We start from the raw sequence: 25,603 nt of genomic DNA on the forward strand, positions 1-25,603 counted from the left end.
CTGCTCCTCATGAAAAAAACACCGCTCTGATCACTATCATGGCACAGTATTCCCGGAATGGCAGACTACCTGTAAGGTCCAGTGTGCGTTAGAATGTTCGGCCCTTTCGAACATCTTTCTGAACACAGGGTAACTTAGGCAATGGCAGGAATGGACGAGCAATACAATCCCCGTGACGTAGAACGGAACGCCCGAGAATTCTGGGAAAAGAACGACACCTTCAAAGTGAAGGAAGAGCCCGGCAAGCCCAAATACTACTGCCTGTCCATGTTCCCCTACCCCAGCGGCAAACTGCATATGGGGCACGTCCGCAACTACACCATTGGCGACGTAATCTCCCGCTACCAGCGCATGCAGGGCAAGAACGTCATGCAACCCATGGGCTGGGATGCCTTCGGCCTGCCCGCTGAAAACGCCGCCATTGCCAACAAGACCGCGCCCGCCAAGTGGACCCGTTCGAACATCGACTACATGAAAAGCCAGCTCAAGCAGCTCGGGTTCGGTTACGACTGGAGCCGGGAACTGGCCACCTGCGATCCGGATTATTACCGCTGGGAACAGTGGTTCTTTGCGCGTCTCTACGAGAAAGGCCTGGTGTACAAGAAGATGTCCACCGTGAACTGGGATCCGGTGGACCAGACCGTTCTGGCCAATGAGCAGGTCGTGGACGGCCGCGGCTGGCGCTCTGGCGCCCTGGTGGAGCAGAAAAAGATTCCCCAGTGGTTCATTCGCATCACCGACTATGCCGAAGAGCTGCTGAACGATCTCGACGAGCTGGAAGACTGGCCCGAGCAGGTCAAGACCATGCAGCGGAACTGGATCGGCAAGTCCGTTGGCACCGAACTGACGTTCCCCCTGAAAGATCGGGACAGCGGCCTGACCGTTTACACAACCCGCCCCGATACGCTCATGGGCGTGAGTTACATGGCCGTGGCGGCTGAGCATCCCCTGGCAAAGGAAGCGGCGGAACGCCACCGCGACGTTGCCGAGTTCGTCGAGGAGTGCGGCAACAGCAAGGTTGCCGAGGCCGAACTGGCCACCATGGAGAAGCGGGGTATCGATACGGGATTCAAGGCAATCCATCCCCTTACCCAGGAAGAAATTCCGGTCTGGATCGCCAACTTCGTCCTGACCGACTATGGCACCGGCGCACTGATGGCAGTGCCCGGGCATGACGAACGGGACCACGAATTTGCCCTGAAATACCGCCTGCCCATCAAGCAGGTGATCGCGGCACGCGATGGCCGTGAGATCGATGTCCAGGAAAAGGCCTTCACCGAGAAGGGCACCCTGGTCTCCTCCGGCAAGTACAACGGAATGACCAGCGAGGAGGCCTTCGACGAAATCGCGGCCTATCTGGAAGCGAACGACATCGGCAAGCGCACCGTCAACTACCGGTTGCGGGACTGGGGGGTCTCCCGTCAACGATACTGGGGCGCCCCGATTCCGATGATGACGCTGGAAGACGGCACCGAGATGCCGGTACCGGATGACAGACTGCCTGTGCGCCTGCCGGAAGACGTGGAAATGGATGGCGTCCAGTCTCCGATCAAAGCCGATCCGGACTGGTGCAAGACCGAATACAACGGTCAATCGGCAACCCTGGAGACCGATACCTTCGACACCTTCATGGAGTCTTCCTGGTACTACGCGCGCTTCTGCAGCCCCAACTATGACAAAGGCATGCTGGATCCGGCCGCGGCCAATTACTGGCTCCCGGTGGATCAGTACATCGGCGGCATTGAGCACGCCATCCTGCACCTGCTCTATGCCCGTTTCTTCCACAAACTGCTCAGGGATGTGGGGCTGGTAACCAGCTCCGAGCCGTTCAACCGCCTGCTCTGTCAGGGCATGGTGCTGGCTGAAACCTACTACCGCAACGATGCCAACGGCGGTAAAACCTGGTTCAACCCCGCCGATGTAACCACTGAGAAGGACAGCAAGGGTCAGGTGATCCGCGCCGTATTGAAATCCGACGGAGAGCCGGTGGAGATTGGCGGCGTCACGAAAATGTCCAAGTCCAAGAACAACGGCATCGACCCTCAGGCGATCATTGATGAATACGGCGCCGATACCGTTCGCCTGTTCATGATGTTCGCGGCTCCACCGGAGCAGTCCCTGGAGTGGTCTGACAGCGGTGTGGAGGGGGCTCACCGGTTCCTCAAGCGCTTGTGGCGCATGGTTCATGAGCATGCTGCCAGCGGTCCGGCACCGACCCTCGACGTATCCGCACTGACGGATCCGCAGAAGGATCTTCGGCGCAAGACCCACGAAACCATAGCCAAGGTCAGCGACGACATCAGCCGGCGATTGACCTTCAACACCGCGATTGCAGCGGTGATGGAGCTGCTCAACGACGTCGGAAAGCTTACAGGAGATGAGCCTCAGAGCCGCGCGGTGCGCCAGGAAGCCCTTAATATTGCGGTTCTGGTGCTCTCACCGATTGCTCCCCACATCTGCCACCAGCTTTGGCAAAGCCTGGGACATGAGACACCGGTTGTCGAAGCCTCCTGGCCCGAGGCGGATGCCAAAGCCATGGTCCGCAGTCAGATCCAGGTGGTGCTCCAGGTCAACGGCAAGGTCCGCGCAAAAGAGGACGTTCCGGCTGACATTGCCAAAGATGATCTCGAAAAGCTGGCGCTGGAGAATGAAAACGTGATGCGCTTTACCGAAGGGAAAACCGTCCGCAAGGTTATCGTGGTTCCCGGGAAACTTGTGAACGTGGTGGCCAACTGACATGTCACACCCCCCTGCCTTGAAGGTCCGCATCGGTCGGCTGATATTCGCCCTGGCGCTCGCCAGCGTCGTCGGTGGCTGCGGCTTTCAGCTGCGGGGGACATCTCCGGTGCCCGAGGCGGTCCAGCCTCTCATGGTGAAATGCAGCTCACGGATTCCCGACAGCCTGTGCCTGTCGCTGAAGCGACAACTGGAACTGGGCGGCGTACAAACCGCGGCTAAAGGCGACGATGCCTACACGCTCAACCTGAGTGATTTCGGCCAGGATCGAAGAGCCTCTGCGATCACCATAAGAGCGGGAGCCGCCGAGTACATGCTTACGCAAACGGTGAACATCGATCTGATCAGCCCGGACCATCTCCCTCTGATCGCCGATACGGCACTGAGCGTTCGCGAAAGCTACCGGTACGATGAAACCAACGTACTGGCAAAACAGCGTGAGCAGGATGAGCTGGAGCAACGTCTGTATGACCGCCTCGCCCAGCAGATACTGTTCCGCCTGGCACCGCTGACGCCGTCCCGGATTGACTCACTCCGGGAGGAATACCAGTCTGCTCAAACACCGGAAACACAAAACGCCAGCGAACAATGAAGACTCAGCCCGCCCAGCTTCCCCAGTTGCTCCAGAAAGGCCTGGCACCGGTCTACCTGGTTTCGGGAGACGAGCCTCTACTGGTTCAGGAATGCTGCGACCAGATTCGCCAGGCCGCCCGGCAGGCCGGCTTTGAAGATCGGCTGACCTTTCATGCCGATCAGCATCTCGACTGGAGCAAAGTCTCCGACGAATGCAACGCGATGTCCCTGTTCGCTGAAAAACGGCGGATTGAAATCCACCTGCCAACCGGAAAACTCGGGGATGGCCGGAATGTGATGGAAAGAGTGCTCCAGCAGCCTCCGGAAGACATCGTTTTGCTGCTGATAAGCACGCGTCTCGACTCGGCGGAAACCAAACGGAAATGGTATAGGGAGCTTCAGGGTAAAGGCGTTCACGTTCCAGTCTGGCCAATCGACGCCGATAAATTTCAGGGCTGGCTTCAGCAGAGGGCCAACCGTCATGGCCTGAGCCTGACGCGTGGCGCCCTGTCCATGCTGGCCGAACGCCTGGAGGGCAATCTGCTGGCCGCCAGTCAGGAACTTGATCGTCTGTCGCTACTGACAAACGGTAACACGGTCGACGAAGAGACCATCGAACAAGCCGTTCAGGACAGCTCGCGTTTTAACGGCTTCGAACTGGTTCAGGAGCTTCTGGCCGGGCATGCGCAACATGCATGCAAAATCATCGGCGTGCTCAATCAGGAAGGCGAGAACCCGCTTGGGCTGCTGGCGGTTCTCCACCGGGACCTGAACATTCTGGCAGAACTTCAATCCACTCCCGGCGCCCGGGACAATCCATCGGCTTTCCTCAAAAAACGCGGCGTTTTCCAGCCTCAAAGGGCACGCACACTTGAGCGCGCAAGCCGACGCCTGACTCCCTCCCAGCTGCTGGAATCCCTTCGTCTTTGCAGCCAGGTAGACCGTGCCGCCAAAGGCTACGACGATCTTTCGCCATGGCAGTATCTGAGAGACCTTTCGGTATTGTTGGCCGTAAAAGCCTGACCTGCGTCAATCCTCTGAAAGCCCGCTGATTCCAACACTTGACAGTTTTTCACATTCCGGCGCATTGTAGCCTCACCGATTGTTCAAGGAGGTGCAAGAGATGAGTCTTCAAGACGATTTTAAAAAGCTGTCCGACAAGATCAAACAGTACCGGGACGAAGCCCGGGTCCAGCTTCACCTGGCGCGGGAAGACGTCAAGGACGAGTGGGATGATCTGGAACAGGACTGGGATCGATTCCGCAGCAAAATTGATCAGGTGCTCCACGACGCGGAAGGCGCCTCCAAAGAGGCCCGTGAGACTACCCAAAAACTGGGTGAAGATCTGAAAACGGGGTATCAGAACATCCGGAACAAACTCAAGTAATATGTTAACGGGTTAACATAACGCCACAGTTTTACAACACAAAGGCTCTGCCACGCGGAGCCTTTGTGCCATACTTCTCAATACTGGTGAACGAAGCGTCATATTTTTGACCTGAAAAACATCGGAACCGCATCGATACGGCCCGATGGGACAGTGCGCTTCAGAACACTGAGAGGTATAAATGGCGTATGAAAAAGCTGCTGATTTCCGTCTCGTCCCTCGCGCTACTGGCCTCGGCCTCAGTCGTTATTGGCCAGAACACCCGGTTTAGCGATCCCACGGCCGTCATCAAGGATCAATTCTGGGGCAACCTGTACGCTGAAGGTGGCCACTCCTTTTTCTGCGACACCCCGTTCACGTCCAAGGGCTTCACCCTGACTGACGGCTACGTGTATCCACTGGCAGACATCCGAAGCGCCCTGAATTGTGGCACCTCACGACAATGCGAACAGGATAACCGGTATCGCCAGATCGCTTCGGACCTGCATAACATGGTACCGGTTCGGTCCCGTATCGAAATGCAGAGACGCAACATCCGATACGATGACGTAGGTAATGTTGCCCAGCCGGATGAATGCGGCATACGGGCAAGCGCCCAGTTCTTTGAACCTCCGAAGAGGGTCAAAGGGGATGTCGCCCGAACCGTCGCCTATATGGTCGACACTTACGGGTTGCCCTGGCTCGGCGCACCTCCCGTTTTCAAGGACTGGAACCGGATAGACCCACCGGACGACACCGAACTTACCCGTCATCGCCGGATTGCAGACATACAGGGTAATGAAAACCCCTTCGTCACCGATCCGGATCGCATGAACCAGCTCTGACTACCTGCCTCTGGATCGGCGCGTCCCACATTTCCACGCACAAAAAAAGGCAGGCCGTATCGGCCTGCCTTTTCATCGCAACGATGACCGTCAGAACTCGTCTGCAGTCAATGCCATCATGGCGTCGCCACCACTGCGAATCCCTTCGGCGAGGGAAACCGTTTTGGGCAACAGACGGTCAAAGTAGAAACGGGCTGTTTTAACCTTGCCCGAATAGAAGCCGGAGCTGTCACTCGCCGCCTTCGGTGCGGCCGCCTTCACCATTCGAGCCCACATATAGCCCAGAGCTGTCAGGCCAAAGAGATCCAGGTAGTCCACCGAGGCAGCACCGATTGCGTCCGGAGATGTGGCCGCCTGCTTCAGCACATGCTCAGTGACGTCATCCAGGCGTTCTACGGCAGCGGCAAGCGGCTCCAGGAACGGCTTGAGATGCTCATCGCCACTGCTCTCTTCCAGGAAGTTGGCAACATCCTGTGCAAACAGCTCGTACAGCTTGCCCTGACTGCCGACCACCTTACGGCCCATCAGGTCCAGGGCCTGGATTCCATTGGTCCCCTCGTAAATCTGGGTAATCCGGCAATCCCGGACCAACTGCTCCTGGCCCCATTCCCGAATAAACCCGTGACCGCCAAAGACCTGCTGACCGAGGATGCATGCCTCAAGACCGCGATCTGTCAGGAACGCCTTCGCAACGGGCGTCAGCAACGCCACCATGCCTTCGGCGTGCTTGCGACGCTCGTCGTCATCCGCGTACTTGGAGACGTCCAGCCACTGCGCCACGTAGGTGGAGAACGCACGGCCACCTTCGACATACCCTTTCATAGTCAGCAGCATGCGGCGTACATCCGGATGTACGATAATCGGGTCCGCCGCTTTCTCCGGCTGTTGGGCACCGGTGGGCGCGCGACTCTGAATACGGTCCAGCGCATATTCCCGGGCACTTTGCAGTGAGGCTTCCGCGGCACCAATACCCTGGATACCGACACCGAGACGCTCATAGTTCATCATCGTGAACATCGCGGCCAGGCCCTTATTCTCTTCGCCAACGAGCCAGCCTTTGGCACCATCAAAGTTCATGACGCAGGTAGCGGAGCCCTTGATACCCATCTTCTTCTCGATGGAGCCACAGCTGAAGCTGTTGCGCTCACCCAGGGAACCATCGTCGTTCACCAGGAACTTGGGTACCAGGAACAGGGAAATACCCTTGGGCCCCTTGGGGGCATCAGGCAGCTTGGCCAGCACCAGGTGGATAATATTCTCCGCCATATCGTGCTCGCCCCAGGTAATAAAGATCTTGGTGCCCGTCACGTTGAAGGAGCCATCACCATTCGGCTCGGCCTTGCTGCGGATAATACCCAGATCCGTACCGGCATGAGGCTCGGTGAGATCCATGGCACCGGACCATACGCCGGAATACATATTGGGGAGATACTTCTCTTTCAGCTCCTGACTGCCATGAGCGTCCAGGGCCAGACAGGCACCGGCGGTCAGCATGGGGGCAAGACCAAAGGCCATATTGGCGCCCTGCATCATCTCCTCGAATTGGGCCACGAGGGTCTTCGGCATTCCCATACCGCCAAACTCAGGATTACCGCCCAGTCCGTTCCAGCCACCTTCAACGATGGTCTGATAGGCTTCCTTGAAACCCTCCGGCGCCGTTACCTCGCCGTCATTCCATTTGCTGCCCTGCTCATCACCCTCGCGGTTGAGCGGAGCCAACACGCCACTGGTGATCTTGCCCGCTTCTTCAAGGATCGCATCCGCGGTCTCAGGGTCCACGTTTTCTGCCACTTTCGGCAGCGATGCCCACAACGACGGTGCATCGAACACTTCGTTCAGAACAAATCGGATGTCACGTAACGGTGCCTGATAATCAGCCATGTAAAACTCTCCAAAAATCCCAGTCAGTCTTTGCAGGCGTCCCCTGACCCGATGTTGGTCCGAGGCCACCTGTTCGGCTATGTGTCCGCTGAATATTGTTCTTTTCGAGGCTGGTAGTTTACCTCAAAAGTCCGTCCGGACTCATGAAAAAAGCCCGGCTCTCCGAGCACGGGCTTTTCCTTTCATCCGTTTCAGGACAGCGCCCGCACCTTTAGAGGGCGAAGGCTTCTTCCGGCATGTCCAGCAACGTGTCGGCACCCGCCAGCATGGTCTCGGCATGGGCCCTGGACCGCGGCAGCATGCGCTTGAAGTAGAAGCGTGCTGTCTGGATCTTGGCGTTGTAGAACATTTCTTCAGTGGTGCCGTCGACCATCTTGTCGAGGGCAACCTTTGCCATACGCGCCCACAGGTAGGCAAATACGGCGTAACCGGAATACATCAGGTAGTCCACAGACGCCGCACCTACTTCTTCGCGGTTCTTCATGGCAGCCATACCAACCTTCGTGGTCAGCTCGCCCCACTCCTTGTTGATCGCCGCCAGCGGCTCGATGAATTCCTTCAGCTGTTCGTTATCCGCATTCTCTTTGCAGAACACATGCACCAGCTTGGTGAACCCCTTGAGGGATTCGCCCTGGGTCATCAGCACCTTGCGGCCCAACAGATCCAGCGCCTGAATGCCGGTGGTACCTTCGTAGATCATGCCGATGCGCGCATCACGCACGTTCTGTTCCATACCCCACTCAGAGATGAAACCGTGGCCGCCGAACACCTGCATACCCAGGTTGGCAGACTCGTAACCAATTTCAGTCAGGAAGGCCTTGGCGATCGGTGTCAGGAAGCCGAGCAGGCCGTCTGCTGCCTTGCGCTCTTCCTCGGTTTTGCCACTGTGGACCACATCCACTTGCTGGCCGGCAAGGTAGATCAGGGCGCGCGCACCTTCGGCGACCGCCTTCTGGGTCAGCAGCATGCGACGAACGTCCGGATGCACAATGATCGGATCGGCAATACCTTCCGGATTCTTTGGTCCGCTCAGGGAACGCATGGCAAGACGGTCTTTGGAATAGGTCAGTGAGCCCTGGAAACCCAGCTCAGCTGCGCCCAGCCCCTGAATCGCGGTTCCGATACGGGCCGTGTTCATGAAGGTGAACATGCAGTTCAGGCCCTTGTTCTCGGGACCGATCAGCCAGCCCTTGGCGCCATCGAAGTTCATGACGCAGGTCGCGTTACCGTGGATACCCATCTTGTGCTCCAGGGAGCCACAGGAAACGGCGTTACGCTCACCGGCAGAACCGTCCTCGTTCGGCAGCTGCTTGGGCACGATGAACAGGGAAATGCCCTTGGTGCCTTCCGGCGCGCCCGGGAGACGTGCCAGGACGATATGGACGATATTCTCGGCCATGTCGTGTTCGCCAGCGGAGATAAAGATCTTGGTACCGGTGATGCTGTAGGTGCCGTCTGCATTCGGCTCGGCCTTGGTGCGCAAGGTACCCAGATCCGAACCACAGTGCGGCTCGGTCAGACACATGGTGCCAGTCCACTCACCGCTGATCAGCTTGGTCAGATAGGTTTGCTTCTGCTCTTCGGTACCGTGAGCCTCGATCGTATTGGTCGCACCGTGACTCAGGCCCGGGTACATACCCCAGGACCAGTTTGCCGTACCAACCATTTCGCTCATAACCAGGCCGATGGAATGCGGAAGTCCCTGGCCGCCGTAGTTCGGATCGGCGGTCATGGACGGCCAGCCACCCTCTACGTACTGCTGATAGGCTTCCTTGAAACCGGTCGGTGTCTTTACGCCGTCCTCGCTCCAGGTACAGCCTTCTTTGTCACCCACCTGATTCAGCGGAGACAGCACCTGCTCACAGAACTTTGCACCTTCCTGGATAATGGCGTCCACCATATCCGGAGTCGCGTCTTCCGCGCCTTCCAGGCTGGCGTAATGCTGCTCACTGTTCAGCAGCTCGTTCATTACAAATTTGATATCACGCAGGGGCGCTTTGTATTCAGGCATGGAATCCACCTCAGTTTTCGGTCTCAGCTGACAACAGGTTTACAGCCTCAGGCCTTGGTTTGCTCAGACACCACAACGACCCGCGTTGCGGCGTTAATTAAACACTTGTTTGAAACATACGTTTAGAGGCAAGGAATTGTCAATAGCCGAAGTGAAAATTTGTGTCGTATCGCAATGGGCAAAAAGGGCTCTGACTGCACTGACAGGCGTTCGTGGAGAAAGGACCTGAAGACTGGAAGACGCTAATCAGGCGTAGAGAGAGGAAGGCAACAAGGAGGCTCCGGATCCGTTCGGTTTTTCACCCAGCCCGGCCACATCCTGATACACATTCCTGGCCTGGCGCGAGGATTCCGAACCGGACTCGGCGGCCGGATCTGACGCCGTCTTCTGTGCGGAGTCGGCTTTATCGGTCCCGGGTTCTGTCTTGCCTGAATTCTGCGTTGCAAGCTCCGACTGGGCTTCCAGCATGGTTTGCATCGCCTGGGCCGCAACCGCCCGATCCTGACCGGATGGTTGAGCGGGCGCGAGGGCCGCCGCGCGGACGATGCGCATTTTTTCGAGTGTTGCCTGAGGATTCCCCTCCACCGGAGACACATCGACCGGCACCTCACCACCGATGGCGTACTGGGCACCATCCGGCCCTCTTTGGTAGGTGAAAGACATGGAACCTGCATATTGCCCACCAACCGACTGGTGAGCAGCCTCATGGGCCCGTACCTCGCGGTCCCGGGACTTTAATCTGGACAATAGCTTGAGTTCGGACTGGTCCAGACCGGACGCCTGTGTCCCCTCGACTGACTGCGTACGCTCCCTGCCGCCCTTGTCTTCCGCAACGGGAAACGATTGGGAGCCATTCTGGTCAGCACCGTCAGATTGTTGTGATACGGAAGAAGAATCGCCAGATCCGGCCGGCCGCGACGTCGGATAAGTGACACCACCTGCCGGCAGTATTGGGGGAAGGGAGGAAAGTGCGCTCACAACGCCGGTTTCAGGCCATGATGTCCAGCAATGTACCCAGCGTCTCGTCGGCGGTTTTGACCACCTGCGCCGAGGCTTCCACGCTACGCTGGTAGAGCTTCATGTCAATGATGGGCTCGACCAGGCCACCAGCGCCATCGGCCGTTCCCTGGGGACCATCCACGCCACCACGGGCAATCTTCCGGGCGGCATTGTCCATGCCGATCATCCCGTCCTGCATGCCCTGAACACCGATCCCGAGCGTGTTGTTGATCATCACTGACACTCCAATGACAGATTATTGGCTCTATTTAGCCACAAACCTGTTCAATTTTCAAACAGCGGAGCCACGGTGAGCGACTCTGCCAGAACAGGCGGTGCAGGCTCGTCCAGCCACGGCAACACGCCCAGACGGGGCGCACCGAGATGATTGGTCAGGTAATCCAGCGTTTCCCGCTCGCAAGCCATCGGCTCCGGTTCAGGACGGTTCGCAACCCAGCCGGCGATAACGAGACCGTCCCCTCGTATCGCCTCTGCGGTCAACAGTGCGTGATTGATACAACCCAGCTTGAGTGCCACTACCAGAATCACCGGCACACCAAGCTCCCGGGGCACCACCGAATAGGTTTCACGATCGTTCAGAGGCACCCGCCAACCACCGGCACCCTCAATCAACATTAGATCCGCGGGCTGCATTTGCAGACCGCGGCAAAAACCGACGAGACGCTGGGCAGAAAGTCCTTTCCCCGCCTGCTGGGCAGCCACATGGGGCGCGATTGCCGGCTCAAGCGCGATGGGATTGATTCGATCGTAGGAGAGTTTTTCGGTGATGGCCTCCTGCAGTATGAGGGCGTCTTCATTTCGCAGGCCATCGGGCGTCTGATCGCAGCCGGAGGCGATCGGCTTCATGGCAACGGTCCGTTTACCAAGGGCTTTTGCGGCCTCAAGAATGGCCGCGGACACCATGGTCTTGCCAACGCCGGTGTCGGTTCCGGTCACAAAAAAGGTTTTCCTGGCCATGCAAGAATGGTCCCTTCGTCAGGAGATTTGTGGTGGATAATAGTGCAGAAGTGATTAAACCGACGCCGCTGCCCGAACAGGCAGGGTTGGCCGGCAGTAAGACAGCGCGACCAACAATTTTTCGACGTCCGCCATGCTGTGTGCGGCACTCAGGGTCACCCGTAACCGTGCCTCTCCGGCCGGCACCGTTGGCGGACGTATGGCGGTCACCAGGAAGCCCCGCGCTTCAAGCGCCCGGCTGAGCCCAAGCGCAGACTCATTGTCACCCACCATCAACGGCTGGATCGGTGTGTGCGACGCCATCAACTCGAAACCGAGCTCATTGGCTCCGGCACGAAAACGGGCAATCAACCCATCCAGATGCGCCCGAAGGTGGTCGCCCTGCTCAATCACATCAAGACTGTTGATCGTTGCCCTGGCCATCGCCGGCGGCATGGCCGTCGTGTAGATATAGGTCCGGGCCTTCTGGACCAGATAGTCCATGAGCAGTTCCGAACCGGCCACAAAAGCACCACTGGTGCCGACAGCCTTACCCAGGGTACCGATCAGAACCGGCACATCCTGCTCCGTGAGCCCCGCATCGAGAACACTGCCCCGGCCCTCCGGACCCAGCACGCCAATACCATGCGCATCATCGACCACTAACAACGCGTCGTTTTCGCGACAAACACGGGCCAGCTCCCGCAACGGTGCGACATCGCCGTCCATGCTGAACACGCCATCGGTAACCACAAGTTTGTGACCTGACGTCTCACGGAGCATGGATTCGAGGGCGTTCACATCACCATGCGGGTAACGCTGGATTCGGGCACGGCTAAGAATACAACCGTCGATGATCGACGCATGATTGAGGCTGTCCGAGAAAATCGTGTCACCACGACCGGCCAGTGCCGAAATCACGCCCATGTTCGCCATGTAGCCCGTGGAAAAAAACAACGCCGCACTGCGGCGGGTAAAGGCTGCCAAGCGCTGCTCAAGTTCGTGATGAGCCTCATGATGGCCACAGATCAGGTGAGATGCCGCGCCGCCCAGGCCGGTTTGAGGGAGGGCATTCTGCAAGGCTTCAATGTTGGCAGCATGATTGGCCAGACCAAGGTAATCGTTGCTACAGAAGGACAGCAGCCGGTTACCATCAGCCGTCAGTTCGGGTCGCTGGGGACCAGAAACCAGCCTCCGGGTCCGGTACAACCCGACCTGCTTCCGTTCTTCAATCTCTCTTGCAAAATCACGCATCACTTAAGCCCATATTGGATCGGAAGACGACTCCTTGGCCCGGGTTATCGGCGGGGAGGCCCTTCCAGGAATGTGTGAAGCCATGGACGGCTTCACTCAAGCGCACATGGATGTGCTCGTAGCGGTTCCTGGAAGGGCCTCCCCGCCGATAGCAAGCTCCAAAGTCGCCCCGCTATCAGGCCGACTCCCGGGTCGCGTCATAAAACAGGTGGCGGGTTGCCTCATGCTCTACCGCCTCGGCAATCGCTTCCTCCTCCTGCTCCTCGGTCGCGCACTGCTCCCGCTGCTCCGGCCGGATTCCAAGTTTTCGGAACAGCTGCATGTCCGAATCCGCCTCCGGATTGGATGTGGTCAGCAGCTTCTCTCCATAAAATATGGAGTTGGCTCCCGCCATGAAGCACAACGCCTGCATCTGCTCGTTCATCTGCTCGCGGCCGGCAGAAAGCCGAACGTGGGAAGCCGGCATCATGATGCGAGCCACCGCAATGATTCGGATAAACTCGAACGAATCCAGATCCTCCACATTCTCCAGGGGCGTCCCCTTCACCTTGACCAGCATATTCACCGGAACACTTTCCGGGTGCTGGGGCAGATTGGCCAGCTGGACCAAAAGCCCAACCCGGTCATCCTCTTCTTCCCCCATACCCATGATGCCGCCGCAGCAGACTTTCATGCCCGCCTTTCGCACGTTATCCAGCGTGTCCAGACGATCCTGGTAGGTCCGGGTCGTAATGATGTGGTTGTAGAACTTCTCGGAGGTATCGAGGTTGTGGTTGTAATAATCCAGCCCCGCGTCCGCCAGTTCCCTGGCCTGGTTCTCTTCAAGCATTCCCAGGGTCATACAGGTCTCAAGCCCCAGCGATTTGACCTGCCGGATCATGTCCAGCACATAGGGCATATCCTTCCGGGCCGGACTCCGCCAGGCGGCGCCCATGCAGAAGCGCGACGCGCCCTTCTCCCGGGCTGCACGGGCCTCGGCCACCACTTTCTCGATCTCCAGAAGCTTTTCCTTTTCCAGGCCGGTGTTGTAATGACCACTCTGGGGGCAGTACTTGCAGTCCTCCGGACAGGCACCGGTCTTGATCGACAACAAGGTACTCACCTGCACCTCATTGGGGTCGAAATGGGCCCTGTGCACCGTCTGGGCACGGAACAGAAGATCATTGAACGGCAGCTCAAAAAGAGCCCGGGCCTCTTGTAGGGTCCAATCGTGACGCAGTTCAGTAGCGGTCATAGTTCAGTCCTGTTAACCTTTCCCGGTCTCTGGGTTTACGGATAAACAGATGATAAAGGGACTACCCTCGCTGTCAACCTTGATAGGACTAAAGGTTAACGGCCGACCAACTATCGGGCGCTGCGTCGCCTGCCTGGATTCCAACGCATTCAATGGCCTATGCGCGCCCTGCCGGCAGGAACTTCCCGTTAACCGGTATGGATGCCGCCGCTGCGGACTCCCCCTGCCGGAATCGGCGATGCCTAGGCTTTGCGGCGAATGCATTCTGGACCCACCATCGTTTGTCAGGGCCCGGATTCCCTGGCAATACCGGTTTCCTGTCGATGGCATGATCGGTCGTTACAAATACCGGGGAGACCGGAAATTCGGGCGGCCTCTCATTGAGGACTTTGCCCGCTTTCTCGAACAGGACCTGCGGGAAGAACCATCCCCCGCCACCTGCGCCCTTGTGCCGGCTCCCATGCATCCCGGGCGTCGCCGACAACGCGGCTTCAACCACGCTGACGACATTGCCGAGGGCCTCGCAAAACACCTGATACTCCCGATTCACGCCGGCCTTATCCGGCGGGCAAGGCGAACAACGCCCCAGAGAGCGCTGACCCGGACACAGAGACTGGACAATCTGAGGGAAGTGTTCGAGGTCTGCGGTACACCGCCTTCAGACATTGCGATTGTGGATGACGTGGTGACGACCGGCGCAACGGCGAGAGTGATGGCGGCAAACCTTCTCGAAGCCGGCGCCCGGCACGTCGAGATCTGGGCCCTCGCGCGAACGCCCGGCCAGGGCCAGCACGAAGGCTAACCCAACAGTTGCGCGACCTCATCGGCCAGAGCCAGGCAAGACGTCAGGCCGGGTGATTCGATGCCGAACAGGTTTACCAGTCCCGGGATGCCGTGATCGTTCGGGCCGTCGACCCGAAAATCCCGGAAGCCGTCGTCCGGTCCTCCCAGCTTGGGCCTTATCCCCGCATAAGCCGGTTGAAGTCGGGATGCATCCAGATCCGGCCACCAGCGCCGGATCCCGGCCTCAAACGGATGAACCCGCTCGGGATCCACAAAATAACGTTCCTCCGAAATCCACTCCACATCCGGCCCGAAACGGGCCTGGCCCGCCAGATCCAGGGTCAGGTGAACACCCAGACCGCCCGGCTCCGGGACAGGATAGATGAGACTGTCGAAGGGATGATGACCCGAGTAGGAAAAATAGACACCTCGCGCCAGCCATTGGCGGGGCCGCCAGTCGTCCGACAAGCCCTCCCAGTGACCGGCCAACCCCGGTGCCCCGAGACCTGCGGCGTTCACGACCCGTTCGGCAAGGAGAATACAGGGCGACGCTCCTCCGACGATCAGACGATGGCCGGTCCGGTCGGACACCCCACGGAGAACCGGCGTGTTCAATGCCAGTTGACCCCCATGATCCTGAAGGTCACCAAGCAGTGACAGCATGAGACCGTGAGAATCCACGATGCCGGTTTCCGGCGACCACAGGGCCGCATCGGCGCGGATATCCGGGAGCCGCCGGGCAAAATCCTGGCCCGTCATCCCGGTCAGCGTCACCCCGTTGCCCTCCGCTTTTCGCTGAATGTCTTCCAACTGACCGGCCTGCTCCGGCGACGTGGCCACGATCCACTTGCCGCATTGCCGGTATCCGACCTGATGCCGCCGGCAATACTCGTAGAGAGCCTGACGCCCCGCCACACACAGGCGAGCCTTCCGGGATCCCTCCGGATAGTAGATACCGGCGTGAATCACCTCACTGTTGCGTGAGGATATCCCTGAGCCGAAGCGGCCGGCCTCCTCCAGTACAATAACGTCCTGCCCCGCCAACGCCAGTGCACGGCCAATAGCCAGACCAACAACGCCTGCGCCGATCACGACCGTCTGTGTTTTCAGTACGTCTTCCATGGGGTTACCCGATACTCCTGCACACCAGTTCGACAACTTACCCTGTTGATCCCGATCCTGTAACCATAAACATTCCTCGCCAGCGAGCATTACGGGCCACCCCCTGAACAGGTATAATCGGCCAAATTTTCCGCGGTTTGCAGTCACTATGCCCGATGTTTCCAGCCATCCCTACGACCAACTGACACCGGACCTGATTCTTGACGCTGTCGAGGCCGCCGGGGTCGCCGTCAATGGCCGGCTGTTCGCACTGAACAGTTATGAGAACCGGGTGTATCAGATTGGTGTCGAGGACGCGCCGTCCGTCATCGTCAAGTTCTACCGGCCCGGTCGGTGGTCTGAAGCAGCAATCCGGGAAGAGCATGCGTTCAGCCTTGAACTGCAGGAAGCGGGCATTCCGGTCGTCGCGCCCGTGCCCCTGGCCAATGGGGATACGCTGGGATCGGAGGGAGGATTTCTCTTTGCGGTCTTCCCGCAGCGAGGCGGGCAGGCACCGGACACCAGCGTAACGGACACGCTTTATCGACTGGGCCAGTGGCTCGGGCAACTGCACAACATCGGCGCCCGACACACTTTTGAACACCGGCCGTCTTTTTCGCTTCTTCAGGGGCTGGCGACCAATAACCAACTGCTGATCGAGGGCGACTGGGTCCCCCGGGATCTTCGCCCGGCCTGGGACAGTCTGATTCCAGAGCTCACCAAACTCTGCGCTGCGCGCATTGAAGAGGCCGGCCCCGTCGACACGCTTCGCCTGCATGGCGACTGCCATGCCGGAAACATCCTCTGCCGCGAGGAACAGATGCTGTTCGTTGATCTCGACGATTGCCGTTCCGGGCCGGCAATCCAGGACATGTGGCTGCTCCTGAACGGGGAAGACAACGAACGGGGCGCCCAACTGGGAGAACTGCTGGAAGGTTATGAAATGTTCCGTGACTTCAACCGGCGGGAACGGCACCTCATCGAGCCATTCCGCTGCTACCGGCAAATCGCCCACTGCGCCTGGCTGGCGAAACGCTGGGACGATCCGGCCTTCCCACGCTTCTTTCCGTGGTTTGGCCAGGCGCGGTTCTGGTCGGATCAGATCCTGGCGCTCCGGGAACAGATCTCAGCACTGCAATCGCCGGCCATCAGCATTCCCGGTCAATACTGATTTCATCCATTCATCATTGAGGTAGGCATGAGCCAGACCGAAGCACGCTTTACCGCCCGCAGCCTGATCCTGACAGCACTGGTGTCGGTGATCGGCACCATACTCGCCCTTGAGGTCGCCGGCCGGATTGATCATTCCGACAACAAGGACCATGTGCCTGTCGGGGATTTCCAGGCCATCCACGTTACGCCCGGAGAGGATTTCCGGATGTCTCCGAAGGCCTCGGAACTGCACGCCGCCTGTGAAAATGGCTATCTGGCCATCGCCGCAGACGAGGATCCGTCGTTCCTTGGTATCCTGGTGGACTACAAGAATCGTGGCGTACGCTGTACCCGCCCCTCGCCAACCGCGCCCGCCGTTCCGAAACAGGAGCCGGCCAATGAGTGAGGGTCCGAAGACACCGGAGCAAATCACGGACCGTCTGTTCGCCACCGAACGCAAACCGGAAGACTTCCGGTTTGATGCATCCGTCGCCCGGGTCTTCCCGGACATGATCCGGCGCTCGGTGCCCGGCTACACCACGATCATTCCGATGATCGAAGTGATCACGGAGCAGTATGCCCAGCCGGACTCCCACTGCTACGATCTGGGCTGTTCCCTGGGCGCCTCGACGCTGGCCATGCGCCATGGCATCCGGCACGACGACTGCCGTCTATTTGGTGTCGACAACTCCGACGCCATGATCGAACGCTGCGAACACTATGTCGCGCTGGACGATTCATCGGTGCCGGTGACGCTTCGGTGCGAGGACATACTTACGACCGAGCTGAGCAACGCCTCAGTGACGACGCTGAACTTCACGCTCCAGTTCGTGCCACCGGAACGACGCACCGAGCTTCTGACCCGAATTGCATCAGCGACCCGGCCTGGCGGCGTCCTGATCCTGTCGGAGAAGATTCGCTTCGAGTCAGACGAAGAACAGGACATCCAGACCCGCCTGCATCATGAATTCAAACGGGCCAACGGCTACTCCGACCTGGAAATCAGTCAGAAGCGAACGGCCATCGAACAGGTATTGATTCCCGAGACCCTGGCCGCCCACCGGGAACGACTGCTAAGCGCAGGCTTCGAGCGGGTGGTGCTCTGGTACCAATGCTTCAATTTTGTATCCATGCTGGCCATCAAGGCCGACTGACATCCGACCCTTACCATGACCCGATTTGACTGGCAGTCCACCTTCGATCCCGTACTGAACGCCCTCGACAAGGACGGCCTTCAGGACTGGGCAGAGCTGCTCAGAGAGCAGTTCCGGCGCAAGTTTGATGATAATCCCCACGGCGACCTGGGACGCTGGCAGGACGCACTGGAATCGCTCCCTGCCGTGAGCGCTGCGAGCGCCGACCTCACCACCTCCGCGATTACTCTGGATGCGCCGACCCCGCTATCGGCGTCCATCTGCGAGCAAATGGAGCAGGGACTCAGAGGCCTGATGCCCTGGCGAAAAGGCCCTTTCCGGTTCTTTGGCATCGATATTGATACCGAATGGCGATCGGACTGGAAATGGGATCGCGTTGCGCCCCACCTCTCGGACCTGAGCGGTCGACAGATTCTGGATGTGGGCTGCGGCTCTGGCTATCACTGCTGGCGCATGTACGGTGCTGGCGCCGGACGGGTCATCGGCATTGATCCGGGCCTGCTGTTCCTGTTCCAGTTCCTGGCCGTTAAAAAGTATCTGGGAGACGTGCCCGTGGATCTCCTGCCGGTGCGAATGGAAGACCTTCCGGCTGGACTGGAGGCGTTCGATACCACGTTTTCAATGGGCGTGCTCTATCACCGACGCTCACCACTGGATCACCTCCTGGAACTGAAGGGCACGCTGCGCCGCGGAGGTGAGCTGGTGCTGGAAACCCTGGTTGTAGACGGCCCCGAAGGCTACAGCCTGATGCCGGAGGACCGGTATGGCCAGATGCGCAACGTCTGGTTCCTGCCCAGTTGCGACACTCTGCTACGCTGGTTACAACGGACCGGCTTCCGGGATGCCCGGGTGGTGGATGTCTCGGTAACCACCACCGAGGAGCAGCGCTCCACAGACTGGATGCGATTCAACTCGCTTCAGGATTTTCTGGATCCGGAGGACCCCTCCCGCACCATTGAAGGCTATCCCGGCCCCAGACGCGCGACGGTTATCGCGACCAAGCCCTGAAACGCAAAAACCCCGCAACAGCGGGGTTTTTCAAAGGAACCGACCGATCACTCGCCAAACGGATGACGCAGGGTAATCGTCTCGATCCGGTCCGGACCAGTCGAGATGATATCGATCGGCGCCTCGATCTGCTCCTCCAGGAAGCGGATATAGGCCTTGGCATTCTCCGGAAGCTGGTCGATGCTGGTGAGGCCAACAGTGCTCTCACTCCAGCCCGGCAGTTCCTCGTACACCGGCTCAATGTCCTTGTAGCTGTCGCAGCCGATGGGCGGACGGAAGATTTCGCCATTCGGAGTCTTGTAGCCCACGCACACTTTCACGGTTTCCAGGCCATCAAGCACGTCCAGCTTGGTCAGGCAGATGCCGGAGACGCTGTTGATCTGGATCGCGTGGCGCAGCGCCACGGCATCAAACCAGCCACAGCGACGGGAACGACCGGTGGTGGTGCCGACTTCGTTGCCCTTCACCGCCAGGTGCTCGCCCATGTTGTCAAACAGTTCGGTCGGGAACGGGCCCGAACCCACACGGGTGGTGTAGGCCTTGGTAATGCCCAGCACATAGTCGAGGAACAGCGGACCGAACCCGGAGCCGGTTGCCGTACCACCGGCCGTGGTGTTGGATGACGTCACGTACGGATAGGTTCCGAGATCGATATCCAGCAGCGAACCCTGTGCACCCTCGAACAGGATGTTCTCACCACGCTTGCGGAGATCGTGAAGAATGTCGGTCACATCGGCGGACATGGGCAGGATTTCCTCACCCATCTGACGCAGCTCTTCCAGAGCGGCGTCGATGTCTTCGGCTTCTTCCTTGTAATACTCGGTCAGGACGAAGTTATGGTACGCCATGATCTCCCGCAGCTTTTCTTCGAAGTCAGCGGGATTGCAGAGGTCACCCAGACGGACGCCCCGCCGGGAAACCTTGTCTTCGTAGGCGGGACCAATGCCCCGACCGGTAGTGCCAATCTTGTCGTTACCGCGGGCCCGTTCACGAGCCTGGTCAATACGTACGTGGGTACGAAGAATGATCGGACAGGCGAGACTGATTTTCAGACGCTCTCTGACGGCAACGCCATTGCTCTCCAGCTCCCGAACCTCTTTCAACAGCGCTTCCGGAGAGAGAACAACCCCGTTGCCGATCAGGCACTGGACATCCTGGCGCAGGATACCGGAAGGAATCAGGTGCAGAGCCGTCTTCTTGCCCTCGATCACCAGGGTATGGCCGGCGTTATGGCCACCCTGGAACCGGACCACGGCCGATACCTTGTCGGTCAACAGGTCGACGATCTTACCTTTGCCTTCGTCACCCCACTGGGTGCCCAGCACAACAACATTCTTACCCATGATTCGCTCTCGATTCAGTCCAGAGATTCGACGACCCACTGGCCATCTCTTTTAACCAATTGCCGGTTACACCCTCGGGTGGCCGGATCGCAACCTTCATCCTCAGGCAATGCACGGACCACTGCTTCGGTCAGCCGCAATCCGGATATGACGCCCTCCAGGGCAGGATCCTGGTCGGCCGGAGCCCAGATCGCTCCCTGCCTCTGGACCACCCGCTCCCCCAGGGAGACCAGCGCACGAATGTCCAGGCTGAAACCGGTCGCAGGACGCGCGCGGCCAAAATCGCTTCCGATCGCATCGTATCGGCCACCCTTGGCCACCGAATCCCCGTGGCCCGGCACATAGGCCGCAAACACCAGGCCGGTATGGTAGTTGTATCCCCGGAGCTCACAGAAATCGAACCCGAAACTGATCTCCGGGAAGTCACGGGCCAGCATCCGGGACACACGCTCCAACTGATCCAGCGCGCTGTCCAGTGCTTCGGAGGCACCGCTGAGAATCTGACGCGCCTCGTCCAGCGCTTCCGGGCCACCGCTGACCCGGGCCAGCCGACGCAATCGGCTTCCAGCCGAGCCCTCCGGGCATTCACCCAGTAATTCATCGAGCTCGGGCACGGACTTGCGGGCCATCGCATCGAAAATCGAGGCTTCGGTATCACGGTCGAAATCGGCCTCGCCGACCAGACTCTCGTAGATGGCAACGTGGGCCAGATCCAGGTGGATACGAGGCAGCCCCGCGACACGCAATGTCTCCAGCATCAGGCTGATCACTTCCATGTCCGCAGACTCGGAGGCGCTGCCAAACAGTTCGCAGCCTGCCTGAATGGGCGTACGGCCGGTCAGCATGTGACGGGGACGGGTATGCAGCACATGCCCGGCGTAACAAAGCCGGGTGATACCTTCCTCACCCAGCGTATGGGCGTCGATGCGGGCAGCCTGGGGTGTCATGTCGGCCCGGACACCCATCATGCGTCCCGTGAGCTGATCCGTCAGTTTGAAGGTCTGCAGCTCCAGGTCATGACCGGTACCGGTAAACAATGACTCCAGATATTCAATGAGCGGCGGGATCACCAGCTGGTAACCCCAGCGCTGGCAGGTATCCATTACATCCCGGCGAAGTGATTCGATCCGTCCGGCCAGCGGCGGCAGAATGTCCTCTACCCCGTCCGGCAGTAACCAGCGATCAGATACTGTCATGAGATTCCGTTGACTGTGATGTCCGCAACGACCGGATGGCCAGCACGGACGCTCAGGATTTGTGACATAGTCGGCGTCCGGAAAAACCCGAAACAAAACCGACCGAATTCTACACGGTTGTCAGGCACAAAAAAACCGGAATACCGCAGCATTCCGGTTCTTTGACCAGGGCACCCTCAGTTGGGGGCGCCCTTCGGGTCTTTCAGGAACTTCAGGAAATCGCTGTCCGAGTCGATCACCATGATGTCGTTCTTGTTGGCGAAGGACTTCTGGTAGGCGGACAGGCTCCGGTAAAAGCTGTAGAAGTCCGGATCCTGGCTGTACGCCCTGGCATAGGTCCGGGCAGCCGCACCGTCACCTTCACCGCGGATCTTCTCGGACTTGGAGAAGGCTTCAGCCAGAATCACCGTCTTCTGGCGATCCGCGTCGGCGCGAATACCTTCAGCCGCTTCCTTACCCCGGGAGCGGAACTCCTGGGCGAGCTTTTCACGCTCCGTCGACATCCGGCGATACACGTTCTCACTTACCTGTTTCGGTAATTCGATCGCCTTCACACGAATGTCGAGTACCCGGATGCCGAATTCCGAAATCGACGTCTCGTTAACCTGATCACGGAGCGTATGCATCAGCTCGTCCCGCTGTCCGGTAACTACTTCGTGCATGGTACGGACACCGAATTCGTTTCGGAGGCCGTTGTCGATGCGGGACGAAAGCAACGACTGGGCACTGAACTCGTTACCCCCGGTTGCCCGGTAGAAAGTATCCACGTCGCTAATCTGCCACGCGATGTAGGAATCCACGTCCAGCGGTTTCTTCTCCACGGTCAGGTACTGACGAGACGGAAGGTCCATGGTCAGCACCCGAACATCGAACATTCGCACCTGGTCAATCACCGGCACTTTGAAGTGGATACCCGGGCCGACGTTGGTTTCAATCAGCTCGCCGAAGCGTAACAGGACGCCCCGATGGGTTTCAGGAATAATGTAGACGCTGGAGGTGACCACCAGAACAACGATCAAGGCCCCAGCAAGACCGATAATACTTTTCGGACCCATTGATTATCTCCCCGTCCTGGAATTGGCAGTTTGGCGGTTGCGCAGTTCACGCAGCACCTGATCCGTCACCGACTGGATATCCACCTGGCCAGAACCGCTGCCGGACCCGCCGGAGGTGCTGTTCTGACTGGAGGAACCGGACTGGTTCTTCATCATCTGGTCCAGTGGCAGATACATCATGTTGTTCGATGATTTGGTATCGACATAGACCTTGCTGGTATTCGACATCACGTTTTCCAGAGCCTGCAGATACATGCGCTCGCGGGTCACACCCGGCGCCTCCTGATAGGCACTCAACAGATCCAGATAGCGGGCGGCTTCACCATTGGCGGACTCGGTCACCCGGGATTTGTAGGCGTTTGCCTCCTCTACCAGACGCTGAGCTCTACCACGCGCTTCCGGAACGACTTTATTCCGATAGGTTTCGGCCTCTTCTACCAGCCGCTGCTCATCTTCACGCGCCCGCTGAACTTCGCGGAAGGCGTCCTGGACCGCTGCGGGCGGCTGTGTGCTCTCAACGTTCACACGAATGATCTGGAGCCCGGCACCGTACTCCTTGAGGAACGCCTGCAGGCGCTGCTCCACGTTGATTGCCAGTTCTGCCCGACCTTCGGTCAGAACGGCGTCCATGGTGGCGTTACCGACCTCGTGACGCAGGGCACTGTCAGTAGCGAACGCCAGGGCCTGGTTGGAGTCGCGGACGTTCAGAACGTAATCCCGGGCATTGCTCACCCGGTACTGAACCTGAAGATCTACCGACACGAGATTCTCATCCTGCGTCAGCATCTGACCTTGAGATTCCGCCGTACGGACACTGGTGACCCGCACCTTGTAAACGTCATCGATGAGAGGCACCTTGAAACGGAGACCCGGATCCTCGGTCCTGGAATACTCACCGAAACGAAGAACGACGGCACGCTCCTGCTCGTCAACGGTGTAGAAAGACTGATAGATCACGTAGCCGACAACAAGAATGACTGCGATCGCCAGAATGGCGCCGTAGCCACCAGCGCTGCCACCGGTATTCCCGCCACCGGACTTGCCACCTTTACCGCCCAGCATGCGATTCAGTTTGTCCAGGCCTTTTTTCAGCGCCTCGTCAAGGTCTGGCGGTCCCTGATCATTGCCGCGACGACCGCCCCCGGTTCCCCAGGGATCGTTGTCATTACGGTTTCCACCCGGTTCATTCCAGGCCATAGTGCTCTCCGTTCCTTATCATTTCGAATGGCTGCAAATACTAGGGATTTATCAACGCCCCGGCAATAGCTGCCAGCTCAAGCCCGACTCTCATCGAGTCGAACCTCATGCTCCTTCATCCCCGCCCGACTCAGCAACTGGAGCCAGTCGCGGTTTTGCAATCTCACCTCCACCACGCTCTCGCCGGTGTCATGGTGCTCTTCACTGAGCACCGATCCTGCTTCATGGAGCAGCGCCCGGAGTTTTCCGTCCGCCGGCCCGAGCAACACAAAATAATGGACAACGTCTTCAGCCAGGCGCTCGACCACCGCATCGAACAGGATGTCGAGCCCATCACCGGTTACCGCTGAAACCCACACCCTCACCGGAATCCCCTCTTCGTTCCGGTCGATACGGGGCACAAACCCATCGAGAAGATCGATTTTGTTGAACACCTGTAATACGGGGATTTCGTCCGCACCGATCTCTGCCAGCACGCCTTCAACCTGCTCGATGTTGTCATCCCGACGGTGGTCATGACAATCGATAACGTGCAGCAACAGGCTCGCTTCCGTCGTTTCTTCCAGAGTGGCCCTGAAAGCCTCGACCAGTTTGTGCGGCAAATGCCGGATAAACCCGACGGTATCCGCCAATACGACCGGCCCGATATCAGGAAGTTCAAGACGACGGAGCGTCGGATCAAGTGTGGCGAACAACTGGTTGGCCGCGTACACGGTCGAGGTGGTCAGTCTATTGAACAGCGTCGATTTGCCCGCGTTCGTGTAACCTACCAGCGACACGGTGGGAATATCCGCCCGATGGCGCGCCCGACGCCCCTGGTTACGCTGGCGACGAACTTTCTCCAGGCGCTTGTGGATCGACTTGATCCGCTCCCGGAGCAGACGACGGTCGGTTTCCAGCTGGGTTTCACCGGGCCCGCGGAGACCGATACCCCCCTTCTGGCGTTCAAGGTGTGTCCAGCCTCGCACCAGTCGGGTCGACATGTGCTCCAGCTGGGCCAGCTCGACCTGGAGCTTACCTTCGTGCGTCCGCGCCCTCTGGGCGAAAATATCCAGAATCACGCCGGTGCGGTCCAGGACACGGCATTTGAGTTCCCGCTCGATGTTACGTTCCTGGCTCGGGCTCAACGCGTGATTGAACAGAACCACGTCTGCGTCATGGGCCGTAATCGCATCCCGAATCTCTTCAAGCTTCCCCTCACCAACAAACAGGCGGGGGCTCGGCTGCTTCCGGGAACCGGTAACCAGGACAACCGGCTCGACACTGGCAGACGTCACCAGCTCACGAAACTCATCGGGATCTTCAACATCATCGTGGGCGGTAAAATCGATGTGGACCAGCACCGCCCTCTCACCAACATCGGGACGCTCAAACAAAGGCTACCAACTCCAGAATCACAAAAGCCCGAAGGCCAAAAAAGAAACACCCGCGCCCCTGGAACCGCTCACGGCTCTCGGAAACGCGGGTGGCAAAACCTGCTTTACCGGACAGATCAGTCCTCAGACTCGCCTTCACCTGCCGGGTTCTGCGGCGGAACGCGAACGTTACGAGCAGGCACCACTGTGGAAATTGCGTGCTTGTAGACCATCTGGCTGACAGTATTTTTCAGCAGAATCACGAACTGGTCGAAAGATTCAATCTGGCCCTGAAGCTTGATGCCATTGACCAGAAAGATGGAAACCGGGATGCGTTCCTTGCGCAAGGCATTCAGGTAAGGGTCTTGTAACGAGTGCCCTTTTGACATGTGTATTCTCCTGT

General features: G+C 58.9%; 24 protein-coding genes. 10 read left to right on the forward strand and 14 right to left on the reverse strand.

Annotated elements, in window-relative coordinates; translation table 11 throughout:
* The first annotated feature begins 150 nt into the window (after window positions 1–150).
* The 5 genes from leuS (at window position 151) to MSNKSG1_RS09195 (ending at window position 5,520) form a co-directional block, all read left to right on the forward strand.
* On the forward strand, window positions 151–2,736 hold the full coding sequence (leuS, locus tag MSNKSG1_RS09175; protein WP_008938975.1) for a leucine--tRNA ligase: 2,586 nt from the start codon (window positions 151–153) through the stop codon (window positions 2,734–2,736).
* 1 nt (window position 2,737) lies between these two features.
* Entirely contained in the window at window positions 2,738–3,328 is a 591-nt protein-coding gene (locus MSNKSG1_RS09180; protein ID WP_008938976.1) for an LPS-assembly lipoprotein LptE, read from the forward strand.
* Window positions 3,325–4,332 carry a DNA polymerase III subunit delta gene (holA, locus tag MSNKSG1_RS09185; RefSeq protein WP_008938977.1) on the forward strand — a complete coding sequence of 336 codons (1,008 nt, stop codon included), beginning with the start codon at window positions 3,325–3,327 and terminating at the stop codon, window positions 4,330–4,332. The genes MSNKSG1_RS09180 and holA overlap by 4 nt, the downstream gene beginning before the upstream one ends.
* Window positions 4,333–4,432: 100 nt before the next feature.
* Window positions 4,433–4,696: a hypothetical protein gene (locus MSNKSG1_RS09190; protein WP_008938978.1), complete on the forward strand. Its 264-nt coding sequence runs from the start codon at window positions 4,433–4,435 to the stop codon at window positions 4,694–4,696.
* Between the two features lie 188 nt (window positions 4,697–4,884).
* Window positions 4,885–5,520, forward strand: a complete 636-nt coding sequence (locus tag MSNKSG1_RS09195) for an endonuclease (RefSeq protein ID WP_008938979.1) — start codon at window positions 4,885–4,887, stop codon at window positions 5,518–5,520.
* A gap of 90 nt (window positions 5,521–5,610) precedes the next feature.
* On the opposite strand, the gene MSNKSG1_RS09200 is transcribed toward MSNKSG1_RS09195, so the two are convergent.
* The 7 genes from MSNKSG1_RS09200 to bioB form a co-directional block, all read right to left on the reverse strand.
* Complete coding sequence (locus tag MSNKSG1_RS09200) at window positions 5,611–7,401, reverse strand: acyl-CoA dehydrogenase C-terminal domain-containing protein (protein WP_008938980.1); 1,791 nt, start codon at window positions 7,399–7,401, stop codon at window positions 5,611–5,613.
* A 211-nt stretch (window positions 7,402–7,612) separates the two neighbouring features.
* Window positions 7,613–9,412: an acyl-CoA dehydrogenase C-terminal domain-containing protein gene (locus MSNKSG1_RS09205; RefSeq protein WP_008938981.1), complete on the reverse strand. Its 1,800-nt coding sequence runs from the start codon at window positions 9,410–9,412 to the stop codon at window positions 7,613–7,615.
* 246 nt (window positions 9,413–9,658) lie between these two features.
* A complete protein-coding gene (locus tag MSNKSG1_RS09210) occupies window positions 9,659–10,390 on the reverse strand; it encodes a putative metalloprotease CJM1_0395 family protein (protein ID WP_051067771.1) in 732 nt (243 codons plus the stop codon).
* Window positions 10,391–10,400: 10 nt separating this feature from the next.
* Window positions 10,401–10,646: a flagellar basal body rod C-terminal domain-containing protein gene (locus MSNKSG1_RS09215; RefSeq protein WP_008938983.1), complete on the reverse strand. Its 246-nt coding sequence runs from the start codon at window positions 10,644–10,646 to the stop codon at window positions 10,401–10,403.
* A 50-nt stretch (window positions 10,647–10,696) separates the two neighbouring features.
* Window positions 10,697–11,389: a dethiobiotin synthase gene (gene bioD, locus MSNKSG1_RS09220; protein ID WP_008938984.1), complete on the reverse strand. Its 693-nt coding sequence runs from the start codon at window positions 11,387–11,389 to the stop codon at window positions 10,697–10,699.
* A gap of 54 nt (window positions 11,390–11,443) precedes the next feature.
* Window positions 11,444–12,622: an 8-amino-7-oxononanoate synthase gene (gene bioF, locus MSNKSG1_RS09225; RefSeq protein ID WP_008938985.1), complete on the reverse strand. Its 1,179-nt coding sequence runs from the start codon at window positions 12,620–12,622 to the stop codon at window positions 11,444–11,446.
* Between the two features lie 175 nt (window positions 12,623–12,797).
* The gene (bioB, locus tag MSNKSG1_RS09230) at window positions 12,798–13,856 is read right to left on the reverse strand and encodes a biotin synthase BioB (protein ID WP_008938986.1); all 1,059 of its coding nucleotides are present in this window, start codon (window positions 13,854–13,856) and stop codon (window positions 12,798–12,800) included.
* A 49-nt stretch (window positions 13,857–13,905) separates the two neighbouring features.
* Here bioB and MSNKSG1_RS09235 point away from each other — a divergent pair, with 49 nt between their 5' ends.
* Complete coding sequence (locus tag MSNKSG1_RS09235) at window positions 13,906–14,658, forward strand: ComF family protein (protein WP_040886738.1); 753 nt, start codon at window positions 13,906–13,908, stop codon at window positions 14,656–14,658.
* On the opposite strand, the gene MSNKSG1_RS09240 is transcribed toward MSNKSG1_RS09235, so the two are convergent.
* Window positions 14,655–15,761 (reverse strand): NAD(P)/FAD-dependent oxidoreductase, encoded by a 1,107-nt coding sequence (locus tag MSNKSG1_RS09240; RefSeq protein WP_008938988.1) that lies wholly within the window; start codon window positions 15,759–15,761, stop codon window positions 14,655–14,657. The two genes, MSNKSG1_RS09235 and MSNKSG1_RS09240, sit on opposite strands and share 4 nt — an antisense overlap.
* A gap of 148 nt (window positions 15,762–15,909) precedes the next feature.
* Here MSNKSG1_RS09240 and MSNKSG1_RS09245 point away from each other — a divergent pair, with 148 nt between their 5' ends.
* The 4 genes from MSNKSG1_RS09245 to cmoB are packed head-to-tail and all read left to right on the forward strand — an operon-like array spanning window position 15,910 to window position 19,054.
* Window positions 15,910–16,911: a serine/threonine protein kinase gene (locus MSNKSG1_RS09245; RefSeq protein WP_008938989.1), complete on the forward strand. Its 1,002-nt coding sequence runs from the start codon at window positions 15,910–15,912 to the stop codon at window positions 16,909–16,911.
* A gap of 27 nt (window positions 16,912–16,938) precedes the next feature.
* A complete protein-coding gene (locus tag MSNKSG1_RS09250) occupies window positions 16,939–17,298 on the forward strand; it encodes a hypothetical protein (protein WP_008938990.1) in 360 nt (119 codons plus the stop codon).
* The gene (gene cmoA / locus MSNKSG1_RS09255; protein WP_008938991.1) at window positions 17,291–18,046 is read left to right on the forward strand and encodes a carboxy-S-adenosyl-L-methionine synthase CmoA; all 756 of its coding nucleotides are present in this window, start codon (window positions 17,291–17,293) and stop codon (window positions 18,044–18,046) included. The genes MSNKSG1_RS09250 and cmoA overlap by 8 nt, the downstream gene beginning before the upstream one ends.
* A 15-nt stretch (window positions 18,047–18,061) precedes the next feature.
* Window positions 18,062–19,054: a tRNA 5-methoxyuridine(34)/uridine 5-oxyacetic acid(34) synthase CmoB gene (gene cmoB, locus MSNKSG1_RS09260; protein WP_008938992.1), complete on the forward strand. Its 993-nt coding sequence runs from the start codon at window positions 18,062–18,064 to the stop codon at window positions 19,052–19,054.
* A 47-nt stretch (window positions 19,055–19,101) separates the two neighbouring features.
* On the opposite strand, the gene MSNKSG1_RS09265 is transcribed toward cmoB, so the two are convergent.
* The 6 genes from MSNKSG1_RS09265 to hfq form a co-directional block, all read right to left on the reverse strand.
* Entirely contained in the window at window positions 19,102–20,397 is a 1,296-nt protein-coding gene (locus MSNKSG1_RS09265) for an adenylosuccinate synthase (RefSeq protein ID WP_008938993.1), read from the reverse strand.
* Between the two features lie 14 nt (window positions 20,398–20,411).
* The gene (locus MSNKSG1_RS09270) at window positions 20,412–21,593 is read right to left on the reverse strand and encodes an ATP phosphoribosyltransferase regulatory subunit (protein WP_008938994.1); all 1,182 of its coding nucleotides are present in this window, start codon (window positions 21,591–21,593) and stop codon (window positions 20,412–20,414) included.
* Window positions 21,594–21,769: 176 nt separating this feature from the next.
* Window positions 21,770–22,648: a protease modulator HflC gene (hflC, locus tag MSNKSG1_RS09275; protein ID WP_008938995.1), complete on the reverse strand. Its 879-nt coding sequence runs from the start codon at window positions 22,646–22,648 to the stop codon at window positions 21,770–21,772.
* 3 nt (window positions 22,649–22,651) lie between these two features.
* The gene (gene hflK, locus MSNKSG1_RS09280) at window positions 22,652–23,845 is read right to left on the reverse strand and encodes an FtsH protease activity modulator HflK (protein WP_008938996.1); all 1,194 of its coding nucleotides are present in this window, start codon (window positions 23,843–23,845) and stop codon (window positions 22,652–22,654) included.
* A gap of 77 nt (window positions 23,846–23,922) precedes the next feature.
* Complete coding sequence (gene hflX, locus MSNKSG1_RS09285) at window positions 23,923–25,221, reverse strand: ribosome rescue GTPase HflX (RefSeq protein ID WP_008938997.1); 1,299 nt, start codon at window positions 25,219–25,221, stop codon at window positions 23,923–23,925.
* Between the two features lie 116 nt (window positions 25,222–25,337).
* On the reverse strand, window positions 25,338–25,589 hold the full coding sequence (gene hfq, locus MSNKSG1_RS09290; RefSeq protein ID WP_008938998.1) for an RNA chaperone Hfq: 252 nt from the start codon (window positions 25,587–25,589) through the stop codon (window positions 25,338–25,340).
* Between the last annotated feature and the right edge of the window lie 14 nt (window positions 25,590–25,603).

It is taken from the genome of Marinobacter santoriniensis NKSG1, from assembly GCF_000347775.1.
In the GTDB taxonomy this organism is placed as follows: domain Bacteria; phylum Pseudomonadota; class Gammaproteobacteria; order Pseudomonadales; family Oleiphilaceae; genus Marinobacter; species Marinobacter santoriniensis.

Coding starts and splice junctions, on each gene's coding strand:
- MSNKSG1_RS09190 (WP_008938978.1), top strand. CDS start 4,433: ATGAGTCTTCAAGACGATTTTAAAAAGCTGTCCGACAAGATCAAACAG.
- MSNKSG1_RS09240 (WP_008938988.1), bottom strand. CDS start 15,761: ATGGAAGACGTACTGAAAACACAGACGGTCGTGATCGGCGCAGGCGTT.
- hfq (WP_008938998.1), bottom strand. CDS start 25,589: ATGTCAAAAGGGCACTCGTTACAAGACCCTTACCTGAATGCCTTGCGC.
- MSNKSG1_RS09180 (WP_008938976.1), top strand. CDS start 2,738: ATGTCACACCCCCCTGCCTTGAAGGTCCGCATCGGTCGGCTGATATTC.
- cmoA (WP_008938991.1), top strand. CDS start 17,291: ATGAGTGAGGGTCCGAAGACACCGGAGCAAATCACGGACCGTCTGTTC.
- bioB (WP_008938986.1), bottom strand. CDS start 13,856: ATGACCGCTACTGAACTGCGTCACGATTGGACCCTACAAGAGGCCCGG.
- MSNKSG1_RS09215 (WP_008938983.1), bottom strand. CDS start 10,646: ATGATCAACAACACGCTCGGGATCGGTGTTCAGGGCATGCAGGACGGG.
- MSNKSG1_RS09250 (WP_008938990.1), top strand. CDS start 16,939: ATGAGCCAGACCGAAGCACGCTTTACCGCCCGCAGCCTGATCCTGACA.
- MSNKSG1_RS09235 (WP_040886738.1), top strand. CDS start 13,906: ATGATAAAGGGACTACCCTCGCTGTCAACCTTGATAGGACTAAAGGTT.
- MSNKSG1_RS09205 (WP_008938981.1), bottom strand. CDS start 9,412: ATGCCTGAATACAAAGCGCCCCTGCGTGATATCAAATTTGTAATGAAC.
- MSNKSG1_RS09265 (WP_008938993.1), bottom strand. CDS start 20,397: ATGGGTAAGAATGTTGTTGTGCTGGGCACCCAGTGGGGTGACGAAGGC.
- MSNKSG1_RS09200 (WP_008938980.1), bottom strand. CDS start 7,401: ATGGCTGATTATCAGGCACCGTTACGTGACATCCGATTTGTTCTGAAC.
- bioD (WP_008938984.1), bottom strand. CDS start 11,389: ATGGCCAGGAAAACCTTTTTTGTGACCGGAACCGACACCGGCGTTGGC.
- MSNKSG1_RS09195 (WP_008938979.1), top strand. CDS start 4,885: ATGAAAAAGCTGCTGATTTCCGTCTCGTCCCTCGCGCTACTGGCCTCG.
- bioF (WP_008938985.1), bottom strand. CDS start 12,622: ATGCGTGATTTTGCAAGAGAGATTGAAGAACGGAAGCAGGTCGGGTTG.
- leuS (WP_008938975.1), top strand. CDS start 151: ATGGACGAGCAATACAATCCCCGTGACGTAGAACGGAACGCCCGAGAA.
- MSNKSG1_RS09245 (WP_008938989.1), top strand. CDS start 15,910: ATGCCCGATGTTTCCAGCCATCCCTACGACCAACTGACACCGGACCTG.
- hflK (WP_008938996.1), bottom strand. CDS start 23,845: ATGGCCTGGAATGAACCGGGTGGAAACCGTAATGACAACGATCCCTGG.
- MSNKSG1_RS09270 (WP_008938994.1), bottom strand. CDS start 21,593: ATGACAGTATCTGATCGCTGGTTACTGCCGGACGGGGTAGAGGACATT.
- cmoB (WP_008938992.1), top strand. CDS start 18,062: ATGACCCGATTTGACTGGCAGTCCACCTTCGATCCCGTACTGAACGCC.
- hflC (WP_008938995.1), bottom strand. CDS start 22,648: ATGGGTCCGAAAAGTATTATCGGTCTTGCTGGGGCCTTGATCGTTGTT.
- holA (WP_008938977.1), top strand. CDS start 3,325: ATGAAGACTCAGCCCGCCCAGCTTCCCCAGTTGCTCCAGAAAGGCCTG.